The organism is Staphylococcus sp. HMSC65H10 (genome assembly GCF_001839185.1).
In the GTDB taxonomy this organism is placed as follows: domain Bacteria; phylum Bacillota; class Bacilli; order Staphylococcales; family Staphylococcaceae; genus Staphylococcus; species Staphylococcus simulans.
This window is the reverse complement of sequence record NZ_KV840424.1, coordinates 166315-185536: the sequence shown is the minus strand read 5'-3', so window position 1 is coordinate 185536 and position 19222 is coordinate 166315. Positions and strand designations below refer to the sequence as shown.

Genomic DNA, 19222 nt, shown 5'->3' with positions numbered 1-19222 from the left:
AGAAGTGTCCAACCCTTTACTATTTTAGGTTTGCTATTCATCTATTTTAAAATTTTTATTCAGGTTTTAAGTCTAAAGTACCCATTTCTTCGCGTAATTCATAAATTTTATCTGGTGTTACGTCTTCGCCAAGTGGATCTACAACTTTCAATGTTGAGAATGTGCTCACAACTTGGCCACGAATCATTTTAAGGTATTCTTGTCTTAATTCATGTTGTTCTTGTTTTTCTGAAGTGCTCAATACCATTTCTTTTTCTTTATTAGCAAGTTCATTAATTCTATCTAAAATTTTCATATTATTATTGTTCCTCCTTGATTTCGTTTGGTGGGAAATGTGGAATCACATAATCGCCCAATTCTTTCATAATATCTTGGTACGTTCTTTCACGTGTGACTAATTTCAACATGATATGGTTTGTACCGATACGTTCATATGCTTTTAATACATTGATTAAAGTATTTCTGCCTAATCTATAGCCACCCTTAATGGGTTTGATTTTTTCATTTGGATCTTTTGATAAATCTAATGCGAGTGGATGCATGAATGGTTTGAATACATCATTATCATGCCAAGCTTGTAGTAAAGCTTTCTGCATTTGGAATTCTTGGGGATAAAACATCCAACCATCCATATTTTCTTTAATCCAGTCTAAATCTTGTTTCGCATTTCCCGTCGCAAAAATCGGGATATGGTGATGTTTTGGTAAAACTTGCAGACCAGAATCCTCATATAGCTCAAAGATTGAGTTTGAAATGTTTGGAGAATGGTCTTGCCACAGTGCATTCAAAGAAGAAACAGCATCTCTGAAATGATTATGCAAATTCTTCTCCTCGACTTTGAAAGCTGGAAACTCGAAAGAACGGTCTCCAGTTGCCAGTCCCATTAAAAATCTCTCGTTTGACACCAAGTCAAGAGTAGCGGCTGCTTTAGCAACGTGAATTGGATGACGTAATGTCGCAACAATACTAGCTGTTCCGAGAGCAATTTTATTCGTTTTAGCACTGAGGTAAGTTAAAAATACAAACGGATCGTAGTTTGTCGTTACTGGACCTAAGTGTGGACTATATAATGGGTTATCTCGCACAAATAGGCTTGTAAATCCAAGTTCTTCAGCATATTGCGCTAATTCTGCTTGTTGATCAAACGACAATGCGATTTTTTCAGAGTTATCAAAAGGAATGTTTAAACCTAAGGTTAAATGACCCTTTTGAAACGTCCGCTTGAAACCATTGTGTTGTTCGATTGTTGTCACGTCTATCCCTCCTAACTTGATTAATCTGACAAACTTTAGTTCTTCTAACCAAATTGTCTACAATTATTCTACAACGTATACACAACTAACACAAACCTTATGCTCACGCGGTTTATCGATTTAGTCAAAAAAGGTCGAAAACGTTGATTTGACGCGGTTTTAAAATAAAAAACAAAAATAAAGCGTACAACTTTTAAGGGGTTTTTTAACGATTATGACGGTGTGAACGAAATTAAATTTCTGAATATCAACATTGTTAAAACTGATCAACAGTGAACATTTTAATTGTGAGCTATGATTAATCAATTCCAAATCAGTGAATAAATAGAGAGAGGTGAAGCGTAATGAAAAAAATTCTAATAGCAGTCACAAACACATCAAAATATCCAGATTTACCACGTCCAACAGGTGCTTGGCTTGGAGAAGTTGTACACTTTGCGGACGAGTTCTATAAAGCAGGTTATGAAATTGATTATGTAAGTCCTAAAGGTGGCTTTGTGCCAATTGATCCCGCAAGTTTACAAGAAGACTTCATGTCTGATGTAGATTGGAAGTATTATACAGACCATCAATTCATGACACAGTTAAATGAATCATTGAAACCAGAAGAAGTAAATCCAGATGAATATGAAGTGATTTATTACGCAGGCGGTCATGGTGTTGTATGGGACTTTGAAAAAGATAAAGGTCTCATTGAATTAGCTGAGAAAATCTATTCTAACGATGGCTATGTCACAGCTGTATGTCATGGTCCAGCAGGTTTATTAAACATTAAAGATAATGGCCAAAACTTAATTAAAGGTAAGAAAGTCGCAGGCTTCTCTAACAGTGAAGAATCACAAATGGGTGTTACAGATAACTTACCTTATTTATTAGAAGATGCCTTAATTGATAAAGGCGCAAGCTATGAGAAAGGTGACGACTGGTCAAACTTTGTAGTTTCAGATGGTCGATTAATCACAGGTCAAAACCCTCAATCAGCCCAACAAGTTGCGTTAGATACGCTGAAAGCTTTAGGGAAATAAAAATGAATGAAGACTGTCCGTTATTAAGGATGTCTAAATTAAGATAAACAAAACCCTCTGAGTATGAAGTTTATGCTCAGAGGGTTGCTTAATATTATGAGATTAACCACTTGGATTAATCTATTTTATTGAGTTCGTTGATGACATGTTTCATATCATCATGAATGACTAAATCTGCGTCACTGTCATAAGGTGTCACATCTTTATTAATGATGACAAGATTTTCACCTTCAAAGTTTGAGATTAAACCAGAGGCAGGTTGTACAACGAGTGATGAACCTAAGACAACGAGTGTATCTGCTTGTTTGATTTTGCTGATGGCGCTCATAATTGTCATTTGGTCTAACATTTCGCCATATAAGACGATATCTGGTCTGATTGGACTGCCGTCTTGTTCACTGTTACGTAAATGATGGTCGATGACGTAAGGTTTTGAATACTCATCGTTAGGGTTGTTGATGCTGTAGAAGCGGTTTAAAGTACCGTGTAGCTCATCTACATTTTCACTGCCTGCATCTGAATGCAAACCATCAATATTTTGTGTGATAACACCGAGTGAACGATTTTCTTTTTCTAACTGTGCAATCCATTCATGCACATTATTCGGTTTTTTATCCGCAAATAATAAATACTCATGACAGAAGTCCATAAAGCCTACAGGATTATCTTGTAAGTAGTCATGACTTAATAAATATTCCGGAGATAAACCTTTTTCTGCGACAGCTTCATATAAACCGCCGACAGAACGGAAATCTGGAATACCACTCGCAACAGAAATACCTGCACCTGTGAAAAAGACGATTTTATTCGAACTGTCAATAATCTCTTTTAATTGCTCAATTTTAGCATTCACACTGATCACTCCATTAACTATTCAATACATCTCGTGTATTGATCTACTCATATTAATTCTAAGATTAAGGGGATGTTTAAGCAAGTTAGATAGAAAAGGGTAAAGTTCAAATTTATATAATTAGTATGATGTAAGGATGGGAAAATTATAATAATAAAAAATAAAAAAATGGAGGTGTGATATGAGCAATAAATATTGGATTATACCGTGTAATGTAAAATCATATGATGTAATTGGTGCATTTAATAAGTTAGAGGTTGTAGATTGGAAACAAAGTAACAATATGAAGTCAGCACGACCAGGAGATAAAGTATTTATATACGTAAGCAAACCATATTCAGGGATTATGTATATGTGTGTGATTAATAATGTAAATAAACCAACTGAGTCCATGGAAGATAAAGAGTTTATGATTCATACTGAAAACTATGTCAATTATGGAAATTACATGGAATTAAAATTATTAAAAAGTAAAATACAAACTCCTATAACATTGAAAGAACTTCAAGGTTATGGATTAAAAGGAAATGTTCAAGGACCGAGATCCTTAAAGGATGAATTGCTAGAATTTATTTTAGATAGTTTTGATGATGGACAAAATGTTATTTCTGAAGAAAATGAATTAGAAAATTTCTTGTATAAGGAAGGTAAACTCATAGAAAGCTATGGTACTAGATTTGAGAGGGATAAAGCTCTAAGAAGAAAAGCTATAGAAATTCATGGTACGACATGTAAAGTATGCGGGTTTAACTTTGAAGACTACTATGGAGAATTGGGTAAAGGATTTATTGAAGTGCATCATATTAAACCGATGTATATCAGTAGAAAAGAAGTTAATGTTAATCCACAAACCGATTTAGTACCACTATGTCCAAATTGTCATAGAATGATTCATAGAAAGAAAGATAGCCCTTTAGAAATCGATGAATTGAAACAATTAATCAACAAAGCTAGATAGATTATATAATGCAGGGTTATTTCTATTGTTGATTCCTAACTATGTAGATTTGATTAAATAAATCAATTGATAGTTTCCTCTTTGAATGATAGGTGTAAACTAATATAATGATAACTGTATAGTGATGAGGAAAGGTGAAGTGAATGAAAAAAGAGAGATACCCTGATTTAAATCATAAAAATAAATTAAGCCATTCATTTAAGTTTTCAAGTGCTGTTGTATTGTTAAGTACGACATTATTAAGTTACAACTTAACGTCTGCACCTACTGTGGTTGCGGAAGATCAGACAGATGTCAAAGCTACACAAAATTCTAATACCACAACACTCAAGTCGCGTATAGAAGCAGCAAAAAAAGAAATCGATCGTATTAAAACAATGAATGACAGTGACAAAACTAAATTCAAAACAGATATCAATAAGGCTGAGCGTGTATCACAAATAGACGCAATCTTAAAAGATGTGAAAGAGAAAGAAGCGCAACTTAAAGAAGAGAAAGCAACTTCTGATTTAGAGAAAGATAATAAAACACAATCCAATACATCTACTCAAAATGATGAACAATCAGCTTCACTATTAAAAGAAGACGCAAATCGTTCTGAGACACAACCTGAACCTAATACTACTCAAGGAACGGAAGATACTGCTGTGTCAGATCGATTAGAAAAGGTGCGTGAAGATTTAAACCAAGCTTCACAACAAGCACAATCAAGTGATACAAGCCCTTCATCACAAGTGGCAGATGCGCAATTAAATCAGGAAAAAGCCAATCAAAGTATTGATGCATTTATCTCAGATTTAGAAGCACTTTCTCATAAAGTTGATAACGGGAAACTAAATGATGGTGAAGCGGACCGTTCTGACAATGAGGAAACTAAAGCGAACGAAGAGAATACACAAGCTTCACAAGCATTGAGTACGCTTAGACAAGATATTGACCGTGTGACGACTGCACGAGAAACAACGAAACAAGATTTAGACCAATATGTCCAAAATAAAGAAGCGAATCTGCAAACGTTAGAAAATAGATTAGCTGAACGCAGCGAAATTTCACAAGATAAAGCACAACAGTTAAAAGATGAAATTGAGAAAACAAAAAGCAGTCTGAAGCAACAAGATGCGATTATTTCAGACCATTTAAAATCAGCGTCTGATAAAAAACAAGCTGTTAAAGATATTATCGGCAGCACTGTAGATGAACAAAGTGCACAACAACTTATTGACCGCATTGATACAAAAGGTAAAACAGATGCGCAAATTGCGAGCCAAGTGTTGAGTCAATTAGACGGACTTGGTTCATTCACAAGTGACAGCTTGCTTCAATCTATGTTTGATAAAGCGGATGATAAAGAAGCATTAATTCAAACGCTGTTATCGACGAAATTTGATAAGAACGAAGCGGCAGATATGGCACGTCAAATTATGGCGAAACGTCCAGATAGTGCTGAACTCGTTCAACTATTAAAACAACGTTACGGTTCAGATGTTTCAGCGGATGAGATTATCGGCAACGTGATTGACCAAGCACATAATAAACGCCAAGCGATTGAAACGATTTTAGCCACAAAATTCAATGATGCGAAAGCACGTGCATTGGCGAATGTGATTGCGAAAAAAGACGATGCGAAAGCTGAATTGTTAAGTGTCCTCAAATCGGGACTTGATCAACCGCTTAACGATTTACTTCAAGCGGACCGTGATATCACGCGATTAAAATCAGATATCCGTCATATCTTTGATCCGTTAAAAGACACGCCAAGCTTGCTAGGTCAGTCTAACGGTAGTCTACTAGATAAAGGCTTATTAGGTGGTAAATCTGGTTTATTCGGTGGGCCAAGTTTATTAGACAAGTTAGCGAATGGTGGCAGCGTATTAGATGGTATTCCTGATATTCCGAATCCATCACAAGGCCGCGCGTTGTCATTAGGCAGTTCATCTGATGATTTCTTAAGTGGGCTATTTGATGACGAAGGTAACTTTGATTTACCAGCTACAGGTGAAATAGCGAAAAAATCTGCTTTACCATTAGGTGTTGCGTTAATTATCATCGGTGGTGGCCTTACATGGTTTGTGAAACGTCGTAAAGCGAAACAATCTTAATCAATCATAATCGAGTTAAAACAAATACGCTCCATTCAAAACCAGCTTTTGGTCCTTTGAATGGAGCGTTACTTTTGTATTATTTATCTTGTCCTTCAATATAACTTAATTCTGAAGCATCCTCTGCGTCGATTGTTCTATATGAAATCACACCTAAACCTTGAACGTTAGATTCAGAAATCACAATCGAACCATCACTGTTTACTTTTTCTACGAAAGCAACATGACCATAGATGCTATCTGCACCTTGTTGGCCAGCCTCAAAGACTACTGCAGTATGTGCTTTAGGTGTAGAAGAGACATGGTAACCTTTACGTTCTGCACGGTTATTCCAATTACGTGCGTCACCTAAATCACCGCTGATCGTTTTGTTGAATTGCGGCATACGATTATAGACATACCATGTACATTGACCGTGTGGATAAGGCATATTGTCTGTAGTTTCCGCAAACGGTTTGAAGTCGCCTTCATGATCTTTATCGCTTGGTTGATAGTCTGCAAGGTCTGGCATTGTTTGCTTATCAAAGCGTGTTAAATCATAATGCTTAATCAAACTATTTAATTTATCTGCGTAGCGTGTATCTGTCGCATATGTACGTGATAAATGTCTTGTCGCATCACGATACGTGGCTGCTTCACTTTTCCAAGTCGGTTGATAAATTGTGGGATTGCCGTCGATACCGTTTTTGATTAAGTCTGCATAATCTTCAAGCGATTCTTTTTCACTTGGGTAACTGCGGAAGGCGGCTGAAATTTGATACATACTGCTTCCACTGTCTTCTAATGTATTGAAGTTTGCGGAATGCCCTTTATAAGCCCCTTTAATTCCGAACAAATTATAGTGCGGTGCACGCGCTAATGTACTGTTACCTGAATCAGATTCTAAAATCGCTTGCGCAATCATCACAGAAGCATAGATATCTTCATCTTGGCCGACGTCATGGGCATCTTTCGCAATCGTTTTAATAAAGTCTCGTGTGTCTTTATTTTCAGCTACTGCGATGTCACCAGATTCACTATTATCTCTTGAGAGATTTGGTAATAATTCAAATGTCGCAGTTGTTCTGATATCTGAACGGTTTAAACCATCTTCAAAAGATTGTGCTGGTTTTTTCTTATTTTCCAATTGTGCTTTTGAAGGTAATTGTGGATTAGAAGCATTGCTTGTGTCGTTCTGATTCGATTCTTGTTTGGATGTATCTTCAGATGATTGATTAGATTTGTTGTCATTTTGTTTTTGTGCGTCATAATCTGCTTTATTTTGTTTCGCGTCTTCACTGTATTGATCCAAAATAGATTCTAAGACACGGTCATCTGCCTTAGAAGATGTGTCATCTGTATCCTCTTTAGATTCTGTTTGTGTTGAATCAGCTGTGTTTTGATTATCAGCTGTATCTTCATTGTTTGAATTTGTTTCTGTTTCTTTAGGGTGTGTCGTTTGATTAGCGTCATCAGCTTGTTTTGGTTGTGCTGAGTCTTTGTTTTCTGTTGGTTGTTCAGTTTCTTCTTGATTATTGTTTGTGACATTGTTGCTGGCTTCATCTAGTTTATTAAAGATATCTTGGTCATCTTGAGAAGCTTCAGGTGTTGTATTTGAAGATGTGTCAGATGACTGTTCTTGGTTAGAAGGTGTATCTTCTTTAGGTGTTGTTTCGTTTGATGTAGTTGTACTGTCTTCTGATTGTTTGTCTGTTTCAATTGGTGTTTCTTCAGACGGCGTTTTTGTTTGTGGCTGACCTTGATAATAGGTTTCATTTTTATTGTCTAAAGCTTGTTCATTGCTAGCGTTAGAGTCGCTTGTCTCTTGATTGGTATCCGTAGTGTCAGAACGGTTTGAATAACTTGGGAAGAGACGGTTGAATAGGCTTTCGAAGCGGCTAGATGAATCTCGCTTCGGTGTAGATTTGAAGAAGTCTAATGTATGTGCGTCATAATCTGATTCAACCTCATTTCGTGTTGTGTTATTTGAAGGTGTTGAAGATGTATCTTTTGATTGTGTATTTGTTTCAGACTCTGACTCAACGTCATTTTTCTCATCTGATTTTAGAGATGTGTCTGAATCAGATGATTGCGTTTTGGATACTTTATGTGGTTTAGATGTTTCTTTTTGATTTTCTTGTGTGTCCTGTTTAGTGTTTGAGGCACGGTCTGAAGATGATGCATCAGACTGTGAAGGTGCCGTGACTTTATCTGTTGTTTCTGCTTGTACATCACTTAAAGGGAAGGATGGAACTAACAATGAAGTAGAAAGCATACAGACCAATAGTTTTTGTTTCTTCATGGAAATACCTCTCTTAAAATATATTAGTTTACTGTGTACAAACGGATGTTTGACTTGGTACACTAAAAGCAGTATTATGACTAGTTGTTGATAGTTGTTAATAGTTGTTAACTTTCAAAGAGTGACCCTACTAATGAGGCCATTATATCAATTTATTCAAGAGAAACAAACAGTAATTTGAAATTAATGCGAAACCAAAATAGATATAAAAATTTTAGAGGTGTACAAATGAAGAACGCGATACAGCTGTTCCTGATGGATTTAAAGAAAATTATCAAGCACCCGTCCGTTTTAGTGATTTTAGGCGGAATAGCGATATTGCCGTCCTTTTACGCATGGTTCAACTTAGATGCGACTTGGGATCCTTACGGTAATACCAAAAATATTAAAATCGCAGTTGTCAATGAAGATAATGGCGATAAAGTCCGAGGCAAACAAATCAATGTCGGGGACACTATTGTCGATAACTTGAAAAAAGATGACCACTTTGACTGGGAGTTTGTCAGTCGGAAAAAAGCAGACCATGATTTGAAAATGGGTAAATATTACGCCGCAATGTACATACCAGACAAGTTTACACATGAAATTACTGGCACACTGAGAAAAGACCCGCAACAAGCGAACGTTGAATACAAAGTGAACCAGAAATTAAACGCGATTGCGCCGAAAATGACAGATGCGGGAACGAGTGCAATTGTTCAAAAAGCGAATGAACAGTTTAATGAAACAGTGACAAAAGCATTGTTAGATGAAGCCAATCGTTTAGGTGTAAAACTTGAGGAAGAAATACCAACGATTAATAAAATTCAAAAAGCAGTGAAGACTGCGAATGATTCAGTACCGAAAATTAATGAGTTCGCGAAAAAGATTCTGTATCTTGACCAAAACCAAGATCAATTAGATGAATACGCAAATAAATTCCGAGGTTTAAATCAATATAAAGGAGATATCTTAGACGCGCAGGATAAATTAAACGCAGTGAATTCAGCCATTCCAGCATTGAATGAACGTGCGAAGTTAATCTTAGCGTTAAATGAATATTTACCGAATATAGAGCGTGCCTTAGATGTTGCTTCAAATGATGTACCGCAAGCTTTCCCACGTATTAATCGTGGTGTAGACATCGCAAGTAATGGTGTCACAGCTGGCAAACAAGGTTTAAATGAAGCACAAGGTTACTTATCAGCGGTAAAACAACGTGTAGGCAGTTACCAACAAGTGATTGATAATGCACAAGAAGTCGATCAAAATGTGCAAAATGAATTAAACGGAAGAACACAAACTGCACCGCAAAGTACAACAAATAATGGACGTTTCTCTGGAATACGTACTTCACAAATGAGTACTAATGGTGAGGATTCAAATAACACGGATACGATTAATCCAAATGATGCGAATGCGATGGAGTCTTCATTATCAAAAGCACTCTTATCACTTTCTCAACAAACAGAACAACAATCAGAAGCGAGCCAACAAGATTTAGCAGCGCTAGAAGAAGTAACTTATGGTATTTTAGCGTCTGACAAACCTCAAGAATTTGAAAGTACGTTAGATAACTTGATTGAACGTGTGCAAGTGACAAGCAAGACCAACCAACAACTGATTGATATCTTGTCTGAACTAGAAAATCGTGAACATGTTGACTTATCTAAAGAAATTCAAACACTAGAAGCAGCAAATAACAGAGTCAATCATGTGATTAAGCTCCAAAATCAATTGAGAGATGCCTTGAAACAAGGTAGTTCTGGTAAAGCTGAAGCAGTAAAATTATTAAAAGAAATTCCGAATGTTAATGATGCATTAAGTGATTTAAGAAACTATATTAAATCAGACTTGAATCAACGCTTAATCAATGTGTCACAAGACATTATGTCTGTCTTGAATACAGGAGAGGCAAAACTTTCTACCGTTCAATCTAAGCTGAATACGATTCAACAAGTGATTGATGAAGGCCAATCTATTTTAGATGTTGCAGGTAATCGTATTGAGACAATCCAAAGTGTCTTACCGCAATTAGAACAACGTTACTTAAATGCGGTAGCGACTGCACAACGTTATTATCCGCAGTTTAAACAAGGTGTGGAACGTGCTGCATCATTCGTGAGAAATGACTTGCCTGGTCTAGAACAACAACTTGCGGACACTACCGCAACTGTTAATGCGAATCTGCCGACACTGTTTGATCGTTATGACCATATTGTGCAATTGTTAAATGAAAATCAACCACAAGCGAAAGAAGATTTGCATAAGTTAGCTGAATTTATCAGAAACGACTTGCCGGATCTTGAGAAAGATTTAGCGAAAGCTAATAAGCTCTTTGATGAAGTGGAAGATGATGACGCAGTAGATAAGTTAGTGGATTTACTGAAAAATGACTTGAAGAAGCAAGCAGATGTCATTGCGAATCCGATTAAGATTCATGAAAAAGATATCTTCCCAGTCAAAGACTACGGTTCAGCAAGTACACCATTCTACACAGCATTGTCTATTTGGGTTGGTGCGTTATTGATGGTGAGCTTATTGACGACAGATAATAAGCATGTTGCGGACTTGCCGGGTATTACTACTAGAGAAACTTACTTAGGAAAACTTGGTCTGTTTTATATTATCGGTATTCTTCAATCGTTGATTGTCTCTATTGGAGATATTGTGATTTTGAAAGCCCAAGTTGAACATGTCGCATGGTTTATCGGGTTATCTGTGATTATTTCACTCGTCTTTGTGACGATTGTTTATACACTGGTATCATTACTTGGAAACCCTGGTAAAGCCTTAGCGATTATCTTGTTAGTCCTACAAATCGCAGGTGGGGGCGGTACGTTCCCAATTGAGGTCACACCGCATTTCTTCCAAGCGATTCATCCATACTTGCCGTTTGCGTATGCGATTGATGTGATGAGAGAAGCGGTCGGTGGCTTTGTGCCTGAAATTTTAACCAAAAAACTAGTGATTCTTCTGATTTTCGGCATCGCATTCTTTATTATCGGTATTATCTTTAAACCAATCACAGATCCGATTATGAGAAAAGTGTCAGAGAAAGCAGAAGAAAGTGATGTCTTAGAATAAGATAAAACAACATACACACAGTAAATAGGAGACTTGAAGTCAGCTTTGATTTCAGGTCTCTTTTTATACTTTTGTTTATCTTAAAGAACGCAACACTTTATATGAATTAACAAATTATTTACTTAAAATTAATTTGAGATATTCAATTGGTTGTGGGTATAATGATCCTAACAAATAAGGGGGAGGCATACGATGGAGAATCAATCGAATCAAATTATTGAAAGCTATAAACAATTTTGGATTCGCTTTTTAGATGTGAATGGACGTTCAGATCGAGCGGATTATTGGCATCCATTTTGGATTAACTTTTTAATTTCAACTGTGTTAGGGGCACTTTCAGGAGGTTTATTAAGCAGTATCTTTGGCATTGCGATTATAATCCCATCTTTCACTGTGATGGTTAGACGTTTACATGATACAAACCGTACAATGTTATTTGCGATTATTTCATATATCAGCGGTTTTATCGCTTCAGTTGGAACACTTGTTTTCTTCTTTGGCGTTGTCTTGGCAGCGAATGCGAGCGAAGGTTGGGTACTAGGTGCCACAGCATTCGCAGGTGTCTTCGGTATTGTGGTTGCTGGTTTAGTTACACTTTATATCATCTACTTATTGGTACTGCCAGGGGACAAAGCACCGAATAATTACGGTGATGGCGGCAGTAGTAAAGTTGTTTCAAACAACCCAGTAGCACAAGATGCAGAAGTTGAATAACAAACGATTAATTTAAATAAATCGTTGAAAATAAACTAAGAAGCTCTGAAGAATATCATTCATTAGATTTCCTTCAGAGCTTCTATCTATTTTCAATCAAGTGTTATTTAAACTAGTTGTGTTTTAAGATTATGATTAATGGCGTAAATCAATAACCATACGGCCGTTGATTTTACCTTCTTCCATTTCTTTGAAGATATCTTGAACATCTTCCATTGGACGTAATTGTGTTTTTGGCACGACTAGACCTTCAGCACCAAATTGGAAAGCTTCTTTTAAGTCTTCACGTGTACCTACTAGTGAACCTACAACACGAATACCGTCTAATACCAAACGTGGAATTGATAAGTCCATAGATTCTGTTGGTAAGCCGACTGCGACTACAGTACCGCCAGCACGTACAGATTCAACAGCTGCGTTGAAGGCTTGTTTAGCAACCGCTGTAACAACTGCCGCATGTGCACCGTCTACATGTTCTTGAATGTATTTTGCGACATCCACTTCTTTAGGGTTTAAAGTAACATCTGCATCGTATTGTTTCGCAAATTCAAGTTGACTGTCATTGATATCGACTGCGATAACTTTCGCATTAAATACTTTTTTGGCATATTGCAAAGCTAAGTTTCCAAGTCCACCTAAACCGAATAAGACAAGCCATTCACCAGCACGTACGCCTGATTCTTTAATTGCTTTGTATGTTGTGACACCTGCACATGTGATACTGCTGGCAGCTTCTGATGATAAACCATCTGGAACTTTAACAGAATAGTCTGCAGTAACGATACACTCTTGTGCCATACCGCCATCTACAGAATAACCAGCGTTTTTAACTTCACGACATAGTGTTTCACGACCTGTAGTACAATATTCACAGTGGCCGCATCCTTCAAAGAACCATGCCACACTTGCACGATCTCCTACTTTTAAGCTTGTAACACCTTCAGCGACTTCTTTTACAATACCGATACCTTCATGACCTAAAATAGTGCCAGTTACATCGCCAAAATCAGCATGGGCAACATGTAAGTCTGTATGACACACACCACAACATTCCATGTCTAATAATGCTTCACCGTATTTCAAAGGGCGTAATGTTCTCTCAGTAACTTGGGGTTGATGATCTTTACCTACTACGATTGCTTTCATTTAGAAAACCTCCTTACTTAATCAATACTATTATATTAATATTGAGAGCAATAAGGTTATCGTAAATAAGGCTAATTTAGTAACTTTTATATAAGTATTTAAGCGTTAAAGATAGTGCTCTGAGACATATCTACTAAGCATGTTAGCCATAATATTTGAAGATCTCAGTAATATTAAATGTAAGGCATCATCTAAGCTGATAATATCTCCTTCTCTAATGTCGTTGAGGTTATCTTCAGCCATGTCTTCAGCCTTAACAGTTAAATTTTTATTTAAATCCAGTGGATAATCTAAAGCGGTCAACAACGTCAATAGCTTAGTTAGGCTTGCGGGGTTATTGCGCGCATTACCGTTTTTAGAAATAAGAATTTCTGGTTTGAAACGTGTGAATAAATAAGGATTACATGATGGGTATTTTAAAACTGTATAAGCTGTTGTATCTACACCATCTAGAGAACCTTTATTTAAAAGATAATCAATAAGTAACTTAGCTTGATGGAATCGATTACCTCTCGCTTTAAGCAAGGTTACGATATAGACAGTCTCACCATCATAGATTAAAAGACATAGGTTTTTTATAAAGCCCACTGTTCCAGTTTTGCCGCCTAAAATATCGTAATATTGATTCAGTTTTTCATTATCTACTCTTGTTGTGAGATCCATACGTCTTGCATTAGGACCCTTAACCCAGAATGAATAATGCTTCTTCTTCCAAATTCTAACAATATCCACATTCGCACTCGCATGTAGTGTTAACAATGACAGATCATAACTCGTTGATAGTTGATACTTTTCCGTTAAACCCGTAGGATTTTTAAACATAGAACGAGACATACCAATACTAGCTGCTTTTTCATTCATCTTCTCAACAAACATTTGAATTGTCTTTGGCTTTTCCACACTGATGCTCCTTTGTTGTAATTATCAATATATTACTATTGTATATCAATCAAAGGAGAATTAGTTGTGTATATAAAAGCTGTAGAAAATTTGTTACAAGTGATATTTAGTCAAAATAAGGACAGTCGTAAGTTAAATGATATTATGATTTTAAGGTCTTATTAATTCAATTGGCATCATCCATACCGCATGTCCGAATAGTTCAAGCAAATGTAAAAGAAAATGAAGAGTTGGGACAGTTTTAGCTGTTTCAGCCCTTTTTTTACTTTATGAGAAAAAATATTACATTTAAAAATTATAAAAGTAATTTATAGATAAATATGGCATGATATCCTAGGGTAAAGAACCTAGCATGAAATAGAGAGAAGCATGTGAAGCCGCCTCGAGCCTTAAATGGAGTTATCGGGGAGGTGATAGTATGGATATTACGCTAATAGAAATTCATTTGAATTTTGAAAATGTATGTTCCGTTGTTTTAGTGACTTTTTTACTAAAAGGAGCTATCAATAAGATGGAAAAAATAACTTCTGTACTAACGGACAATTAAGTCAGAAGTTAACTAACCATTTAGGTTCGTTAGAGTTTCACAAGATCCATTGTGAGCCTTTATTAAAGGCTAAGTAAGTTCCAGCTTGTTTAGCTCTTTATATTGTATTTATATAATGTAACAATTACACAATAAAAGTAAATAAAAATATAAAATAATTTTTACATATTAATATGGGTGTCGGTTTGAACATATGGTTAAAATAGCTTCGAAGTGGTAAAACTCAATGCGTTAAGTTTCTTTATTGAATCTTAAGTTGATAAAATTGGGATGTAACATTTTTGGAATACTGAATAATTTTTTGTTTGTGAAGGTAAGAGAGATGGAGGAATGGAAATGAGCAAAAAATTTATTAACGCATCAATCTATAAACATGATGATGCCTCTGAAATCTTAGTAGAGAACGGCAAGTTTGTGGCGTTCGGCAATGATTTAGGCGATGCGGATGAAGTCATCGATTTACAAGGGCGTTTAGTTCTACCACCTTATGTAGATTCACACTTGCATTTAGATTACTACTTTACAGGACAAGATCCTAAAATCAAAAACGAATCAGGTACGCTATTTGAAGCGATTGATTTATGGAATGATTATAAAAAAGGTACGACAAAAGAAGAAATGAAAGAACGTATGCGTAAAGCAGTCAATGATGTCGCAAGTTACGGAACACAATATATCCGTGCACAAACAGACTGTACAGACCCTAACTTAACAGGGATTAAAGCGGCAATTGAAGTCAGAGACGAATTGAAAGACAATATCACAATTCAAGTGGTCGCATTCCCACAAAATGGTATGTATTCATTCGAAGAAGACGGTAAAACAGGCCGCGACCTAGTAGAAGAAGCATTGAAACTAGGTGCTGACTGTGTCGGAGGTATTCCACATAACGAATGGAGTCCTGAAGACGGTGCAGAATCAGTGAAAGAAATCGTACGTCTTGCGATTAAATATGACAAATTGATTGATGTACACTGTGATGAAACAGATGATGCAGAAGCACGTTATCTTGAACAATTGAACGCAGAAGCAATGAAACAAGGATATGGTCCTTATACGACAGCTTCTCACACTTGTTCATTCGGTTCAGCAGATGATGCGTATGCATTCCGTATGATGGGCTTATTCCGTCAATCTGGCTTGAACTTTGTTTCATGTCCAACAGAGAACTTATTCTTACAAGGACGCCAAGATACGTATCCTAAACGCCGTGGTTTAACACGCGTAAAAGAATTTGTAGATAACGATATTAACGTCGCATTTGGTCAAGACTCTATCGTAGACCTATGGTATCCAGCAGGTTCAGGTAACTTGATGAATATCTTAGATAATGGTCTGCATGCGACACAATTAATGCGTGAACAAGACTTCCCACGCAACTTTGATTTAATCACTTACAACGGTGCACAATTAATGCGCATTGAAGATGAATACGGTTTAGATGAAGGCAAACCTGCTAACTTTATCGTAGTAGATGCGCCAACAGTATTTGAAGCACAAAGACGTCGCTCAGACTGCCTAGCGTCTGTACGTCATGGTGAATACTTGTTCAAGAAAGCATTACCTAAATATGAAACAGAACTAGATGTTACACGTAAAACAAAATAAAAATAGATTCGAAAAAATGAGCGGAACCTGTGAGATTCCGCTCATTTTTACATATAGAATGATTATTTACGTCGTTTCATAATAATATAGATGATTGCAGTCAGTAATATGACGCCACCTATCATGACAAGCGCACCTAAAATCAAAGTACCCCAGTGCGTTACTGGATCAACTTCAACAGAAGGTGCATGATAACCTTTAAGGAATTTTCTAGGATAGTCTACTTTTAATTGTTCATCTTCAATAATTTTCAAGTCATATTTAGCTTTATCTTTAGGCACCAGATCATATAAATCTTTTTTTACTTCATACGTTTTACCATCAATTTCATGTTCACCTTTAGAGATAACTTTACGGTATTCATAGTTTTTGAAAGCTTCTTCCGTTAAAGAATTCGCAAGCTTTTGGCGTGCATGTTTCGCAGCTTCATTAGGATAAGGCTGTACGTTCATAACAACTGTGTTGATACGTAGTTCTTTTTGTTTGGCTGTTAATACTAAATTGTAGCCATTTTCACTCGTACCTGTTTTTAGACCGTCAGCATTTACAATTTTTAATGCATCTGGACCATGCGGTAACGATAAGTTTGTATTTTTTAGTGTTTTACCATACTGTTTGTCGGTTTCTAACTTTGAGTAATTGAGTACCTCAGGATACTGTTTCAAGATTGCTTGAGAAAGTATTGCCATGTCTTGTGCTGTACTTTGAGAAGTTGTTTCACTTTTATAAGCCTTTGGGATAAATTGATGAATCAATTGGTTATTCGCACCACTTGGATTAGTAAAATGTGTATGATGCATCCCTAATTGTTTCGCTTTATGGTTCATGCGGTCTGTGAATTTAGAAATATCACCATCCACATGGTGTGCAAGTACTAATGTCGCAGCGTTACTAGACTCTAACATGGCTTGTTTCAACAATTGGTCTACAGTATAGGTTTGTTTATTTTTTAAAGGAAATGTCGTCAAATTCGGGAGTTGAGACATTTGTTCATAAGTCGGTGTGATTTTAACTTTATCTGACAGGTGAGCGTCACCTTGTTTGATATCTTCTAATATTAAATATATGGTCATCAACTTTGCGGTAGAAGCAGGGTCGATGTTACGTGTGCCGTGATAATCATACAAAATTTGTCCCTGTTCGGTAGTCACATAGGCACTTTTAGGATCAAACTGTTTTTGAATCGTTTGATGGTTTTCTTTCGCAACGTCTATTGGCGTCTGTTCAGCGTGAGCGGTAGGTGCAATCAGTATATTCATTAAGAACATAACTGACACAATGATGCTTATAACTCTTTTCACAATGTATGGCCATCCTTTTATAAGATAATATACTCTTACGTTACTATAAGAGAATACTGTATTCAACAAGATTTAAATAAGATTTATTAATAAAGCATAAACTTAATAAAACTACACTTCTAACTCTTTTATAAACAAGTCAAGAAGTGTAGTTAATATGATGATTAGTCTAAAGTATAGAATGGATTATCTGAAACATTCGGACCGCCTTTTAAAATCGCACGGTTTAATTCAATGACTTCACCATTATGGTTTAACGTAAATTCACCTTTAATAATAATTTGGTTATCTTTGCCGATTGAGATTTCTGTGTGTTCGTGATGTTCATTTGGTTTACCGTCTTTACGATGATATTCCAACGCACCGCTTGGGCAACGTTCTACGACTTCTGCGATTTGATCAGCTGTCGCATTTGCAGGGTCAATCCAAGGGCGTTTCTTTGTATCAAAAACTTGTGGTAATCCTTTCACACATTCAGCTGCATGGATACAACGCGCAGGTTCAAAAGAGACATCAATTGTTTCACTAGTATAAGTCTTTCTCATTTTATCACTCCTCATATTATGCCAAATACTTAAGTTCAATATAGCACGCAAATAAGTTGTTTAAAATTAATATCACTCGTTATACTATCGAGAATTATAGTCAGTATTGTAAGATAAATTAATATTATTGCTTTTAAGAGGTGCACAAGGTAATATCAAATTAATAAAAAGAGGGAAGTGATCTCAATGACAGAAGTAAAACACGGACACAATAAATTTTATGTGGGCCAAGACGAAAATAATTATCAAGCACAGATGACATATGTCCCAACAGGTCCAGACTTATTTATTATTGATCATACAGAAGTATCAGAAGCATTACGCGGCCAACGTGTAGGCTATGCGATGGTAGAAGCAGCAGTCAATTATGCAAGAGAAAATAATATGAAAATCGTCCCATTATGTCCATTTGCGAAAAGTGTCTTTGATAAAACACCAGAATATGCGGACGTATTAAAGAACTAACACATTCTATACACACGACTTATGATAACAAGCAGACTTCTTTAGAGAGGTCTGTTTTTTTGTCTTAATCATTGAATATAAAAAAATGAAAGCGTCGACATTTTGAGTAAACCAGTTTATGATATGGATGAGAATGATAAATGGGTTTACTAATTTATGTAAAGGACTGAACAACAATGAACAACAACTTAGTATTTAATACCTTAGTATTTCAAGCAAAAATTAACAGTGGTTTGAAGCAAGTTGAACTTTTTGATGATATTTTATCTTTAGGTTTCAATAACATTGAACCTAGAAGAGAGTACTTCGTGGACATCGACAAAGAAATTCCTGAGATGCGCAAAGCAGCGGAGAGTAAAAACATTGGGGCTGACCCATTAGTCCCTTTTGAACCAAAAAATCGAAGGCACCCGTGAAAGATGTCTTCGATTTTTGTTTTTTTTGGATGAAATATAGAGGAT

The 19222-nt window shown here is 36.1% G+C and carries 16 protein-coding genes; 8 read left to right on the top strand and 8 right to left on the bottom strand.

The genetic code is table 11. The features are described 5' to 3' along the window. Positions 1–55: 55 nt before the first annotated feature. Together HMPREF3270_RS12560 and HMPREF3270_RS12555 are read right to left on the bottom strand one after the other, a co-directional pair. Entirely contained in the window at positions 56–295 is a 240-nt protein-coding gene (locus HMPREF3270_RS12560) for a DUF896 domain-containing protein (RefSeq protein WP_002480257.1), read from the bottom strand. A 4-nt stretch (positions 296–299) separates the two neighbouring features. Continuing rightward, a complete protein-coding gene (locus HMPREF3270_RS12555) occupies positions 300–1253 on the bottom strand; it encodes an LLM class oxidoreductase (RefSeq protein ID WP_070849269.1) in 954 nt (317 codons plus the stop codon). A 344-nt stretch (positions 1254–1597) separates the two neighbouring features. Here HMPREF3270_RS12555 and HMPREF3270_RS12550 point away from each other — a divergent pair, with 344 nt between their 5' ends. Next, the gene (locus HMPREF3270_RS12550; protein WP_070849267.1) at positions 1598–2278 is read left to right on the top strand and encodes a type 1 glutamine amidotransferase domain-containing protein; all 681 of its coding nucleotides are present in this window, start codon (positions 1598–1600) and stop codon (positions 2276–2278) included. Between the two features lie 115 nt (positions 2279–2393). On the opposite strand, the gene HMPREF3270_RS12545 is transcribed toward HMPREF3270_RS12550, so the two are convergent. After that, the gene (locus HMPREF3270_RS12545) at positions 2394–3131 is read right to left on the bottom strand and encodes an NAD-dependent protein deacylase (RefSeq protein WP_002480254.1); all 738 of its coding nucleotides are present in this window, start codon (positions 3129–3131) and stop codon (positions 2394–2396) included. Between the two features lie 181 nt (positions 3132–3312). On the opposite strand from HMPREF3270_RS12545, the gene HMPREF3270_RS13655 reads away from it, so the two are divergent. Together HMPREF3270_RS13655 and HMPREF3270_RS12535 are read left to right on the top strand one after the other, a co-directional pair. Continuing rightward, positions 3313–4089 (top strand): HNH endonuclease, encoded by a 777-nt coding sequence (locus tag HMPREF3270_RS13655; RefSeq protein ID WP_083326849.1) that lies wholly within the window; start codon positions 3313–3315, stop codon positions 4087–4089. A gap of 143 nt (positions 4090–4232) precedes the next feature. Further along, positions 4233–6188 (top strand): LPXTG cell wall anchor domain-containing protein, encoded by a 1956-nt coding sequence (locus HMPREF3270_RS12535; RefSeq protein WP_070849265.1) that lies wholly within the window; start codon positions 4233–4235, stop codon positions 6186–6188. A 79-nt stretch (positions 6189–6267) separates the two neighbouring features. Here HMPREF3270_RS12535 and HMPREF3270_RS12530 read toward each other — a convergent pair whose 3' ends face one another. Then, positions 6268–8469, bottom strand: a complete 2202-nt coding sequence (locus tag HMPREF3270_RS12530; RefSeq protein ID WP_070849262.1) for an amidase domain-containing protein — start codon at positions 8467–8469, stop codon at positions 6268–6270. Positions 8470–8697: 228 nt separating this feature from the next. Between HMPREF3270_RS12530 and HMPREF3270_RS12525 the strand changes: the two genes are divergently transcribed. Next, positions 8698–11535 carry a YhgE/Pip domain-containing protein gene (locus HMPREF3270_RS12525; protein WP_070849259.1) on the top strand — a complete coding sequence of 946 codons (2838 nt, stop codon included), beginning with the start codon at positions 8698–8700 and terminating at the stop codon, positions 11533–11535. Between the two features lie 192 nt (positions 11536–11727). Further along, on the top strand, positions 11728–12249 hold the full coding sequence (locus HMPREF3270_RS12520; protein WP_070849255.1) for a DUF805 domain-containing protein: 522 nt from the start codon (positions 11728–11730) through the stop codon (positions 12247–12249). Positions 12250–12384: 135 nt separating this feature from the next. On the opposite strand, the gene adhP is transcribed toward HMPREF3270_RS12520, so the two are convergent. Both adhP and HMPREF3270_RS12510 read right to left on the bottom strand, forming a co-directional pair. Then, a complete protein-coding gene (gene adhP / locus HMPREF3270_RS12515; protein ID WP_002480248.1) occupies positions 12385–13395 on the bottom strand; it encodes an alcohol dehydrogenase AdhP in 1011 nt (336 codons plus the stop codon). 105 nt (positions 13396–13500) lie between these two features. Next, the gene (locus HMPREF3270_RS12510; RefSeq protein ID WP_002480247.1) at positions 13501–14295 is read right to left on the bottom strand and encodes a D-alanyl-D-alanine carboxypeptidase family protein; all 795 of its coding nucleotides are present in this window, start codon (positions 14293–14295) and stop codon (positions 13501–13503) included. A gap of 883 nt (positions 14296–15178) precedes the next feature. On the opposite strand from HMPREF3270_RS12510, the gene HMPREF3270_RS12505 reads away from it, so the two are divergent. Next, positions 15179–16450: an amidohydrolase family protein gene (locus HMPREF3270_RS12505; protein WP_023014842.1), complete on the top strand. Its 1272-nt coding sequence runs from the start codon at positions 15179–15181 to the stop codon at positions 16448–16450. Between the two features lie 62 nt (positions 16451–16512). On the opposite strand, the gene pbp4 is transcribed toward HMPREF3270_RS12505, so the two are convergent. Together pbp4 and HMPREF3270_RS12495 are read right to left on the bottom strand one after the other, a co-directional pair. Further along, entirely contained in the window at positions 16513–17751 is a 1239-nt protein-coding gene (gene pbp4 / locus HMPREF3270_RS12500; RefSeq protein ID WP_070849252.1) for a penicillin-binding protein PBP4, read from the bottom strand. 164 nt (positions 17752–17915) lie between these two features. Continuing rightward, positions 17916–18296, bottom strand: coding sequence for a (4Fe-4S)-binding protein (locus tag HMPREF3270_RS12495; protein WP_061055023.1), 381 nt, complete (start codon positions 18294–18296; stop codon positions 17916–17918). A gap of 186 nt (positions 18297–18482) precedes the next feature. On the opposite strand from HMPREF3270_RS12495, the gene HMPREF3270_RS12490 reads away from it, so the two are divergent. Beyond that, positions 18483–18761, top strand: coding sequence for a GNAT family N-acetyltransferase (locus HMPREF3270_RS12490; protein ID WP_023014839.1), 279 nt, complete (start codon positions 18483–18485; stop codon positions 18759–18761). Between the two features lie 176 nt (positions 18762–18937). Beyond that, positions 18938–19177, top strand: a complete 240-nt coding sequence (locus tag HMPREF3270_RS12485; RefSeq protein WP_070849249.1) for a hypothetical protein — start codon at positions 18938–18940, stop codon at positions 19175–19177. Positions 19178–19222 lie beyond the last annotated feature (45 nt).

Excerpts from the sequence above, each read along its gene's own strand:
- HMPREF3270_RS12560 (WP_002480257.1), bottom strand. The coding sequence starts at position 295 with ATGAAAATTTTAGATAGAATTAATGAACTTGCTAATAAAGAAAAAGAA.
- HMPREF3270_RS12550 (WP_070849267.1), top strand. The coding sequence starts at position 1,598 with ATGAAAAAAATTCTAATAGCAGTCACAAACACATCAAAATATCCAGAT.
- HMPREF3270_RS13655 (WP_083326849.1), top strand. The coding sequence starts at position 3,313 with ATGAGCAATAAATATTGGATTATACCGTGTAATGTAAAATCATATGAT.
- HMPREF3270_RS12535 (WP_070849265.1), top strand. The coding sequence starts at position 4,233 with ATGAAAAAAGAGAGATACCCTGATTTAAATCATAAAAATAAATTAAGC.
- HMPREF3270_RS12530 (WP_070849262.1), bottom strand. The coding sequence starts at position 8,469 with ATGAAGAAACAAAAACTATTGGTCTGTATGCTTTCTACTTCATTGTTA.
- HMPREF3270_RS12525 (WP_070849259.1), top strand. The coding sequence starts at position 8,698 with ATGAAGAACGCGATACAGCTGTTCCTGATGGATTTAAAGAAAATTATC.
- HMPREF3270_RS12520 (WP_070849255.1), top strand. The coding sequence starts at position 11,728 with ATGGAGAATCAATCGAATCAAATTATTGAAAGCTATAAACAATTTTGG.
- adhP (WP_002480248.1), bottom strand. The coding sequence starts at position 13,395 with ATGAAAGCAATCGTAGTAGGTAAAGATCATCAACCCCAAGTTACTGAG.
- HMPREF3270_RS12505 (WP_023014842.1), top strand. The coding sequence starts at position 15,179 with ATGAGCAAAAAATTTATTAACGCATCAATCTATAAACATGATGATGCC.
- HMPREF3270_RS12495 (WP_061055023.1), bottom strand. The coding sequence starts at position 18,296 with ATGAGAAAGACTTATACTAGTGAAACAATTGATGTCTCTTTTGAACCT.
- HMPREF3270_RS12490 (WP_023014839.1), top strand. The coding sequence starts at position 18,483 with ATGACAGAAGTAAAACACGGACACAATAAATTTTATGTGGGCCAAGAC.
- HMPREF3270_RS12485 (WP_070849249.1), top strand. The coding sequence starts at position 18,938 with ATGAACAACAACTTAGTATTTAATACCTTAGTATTTCAAGCAAAAATT.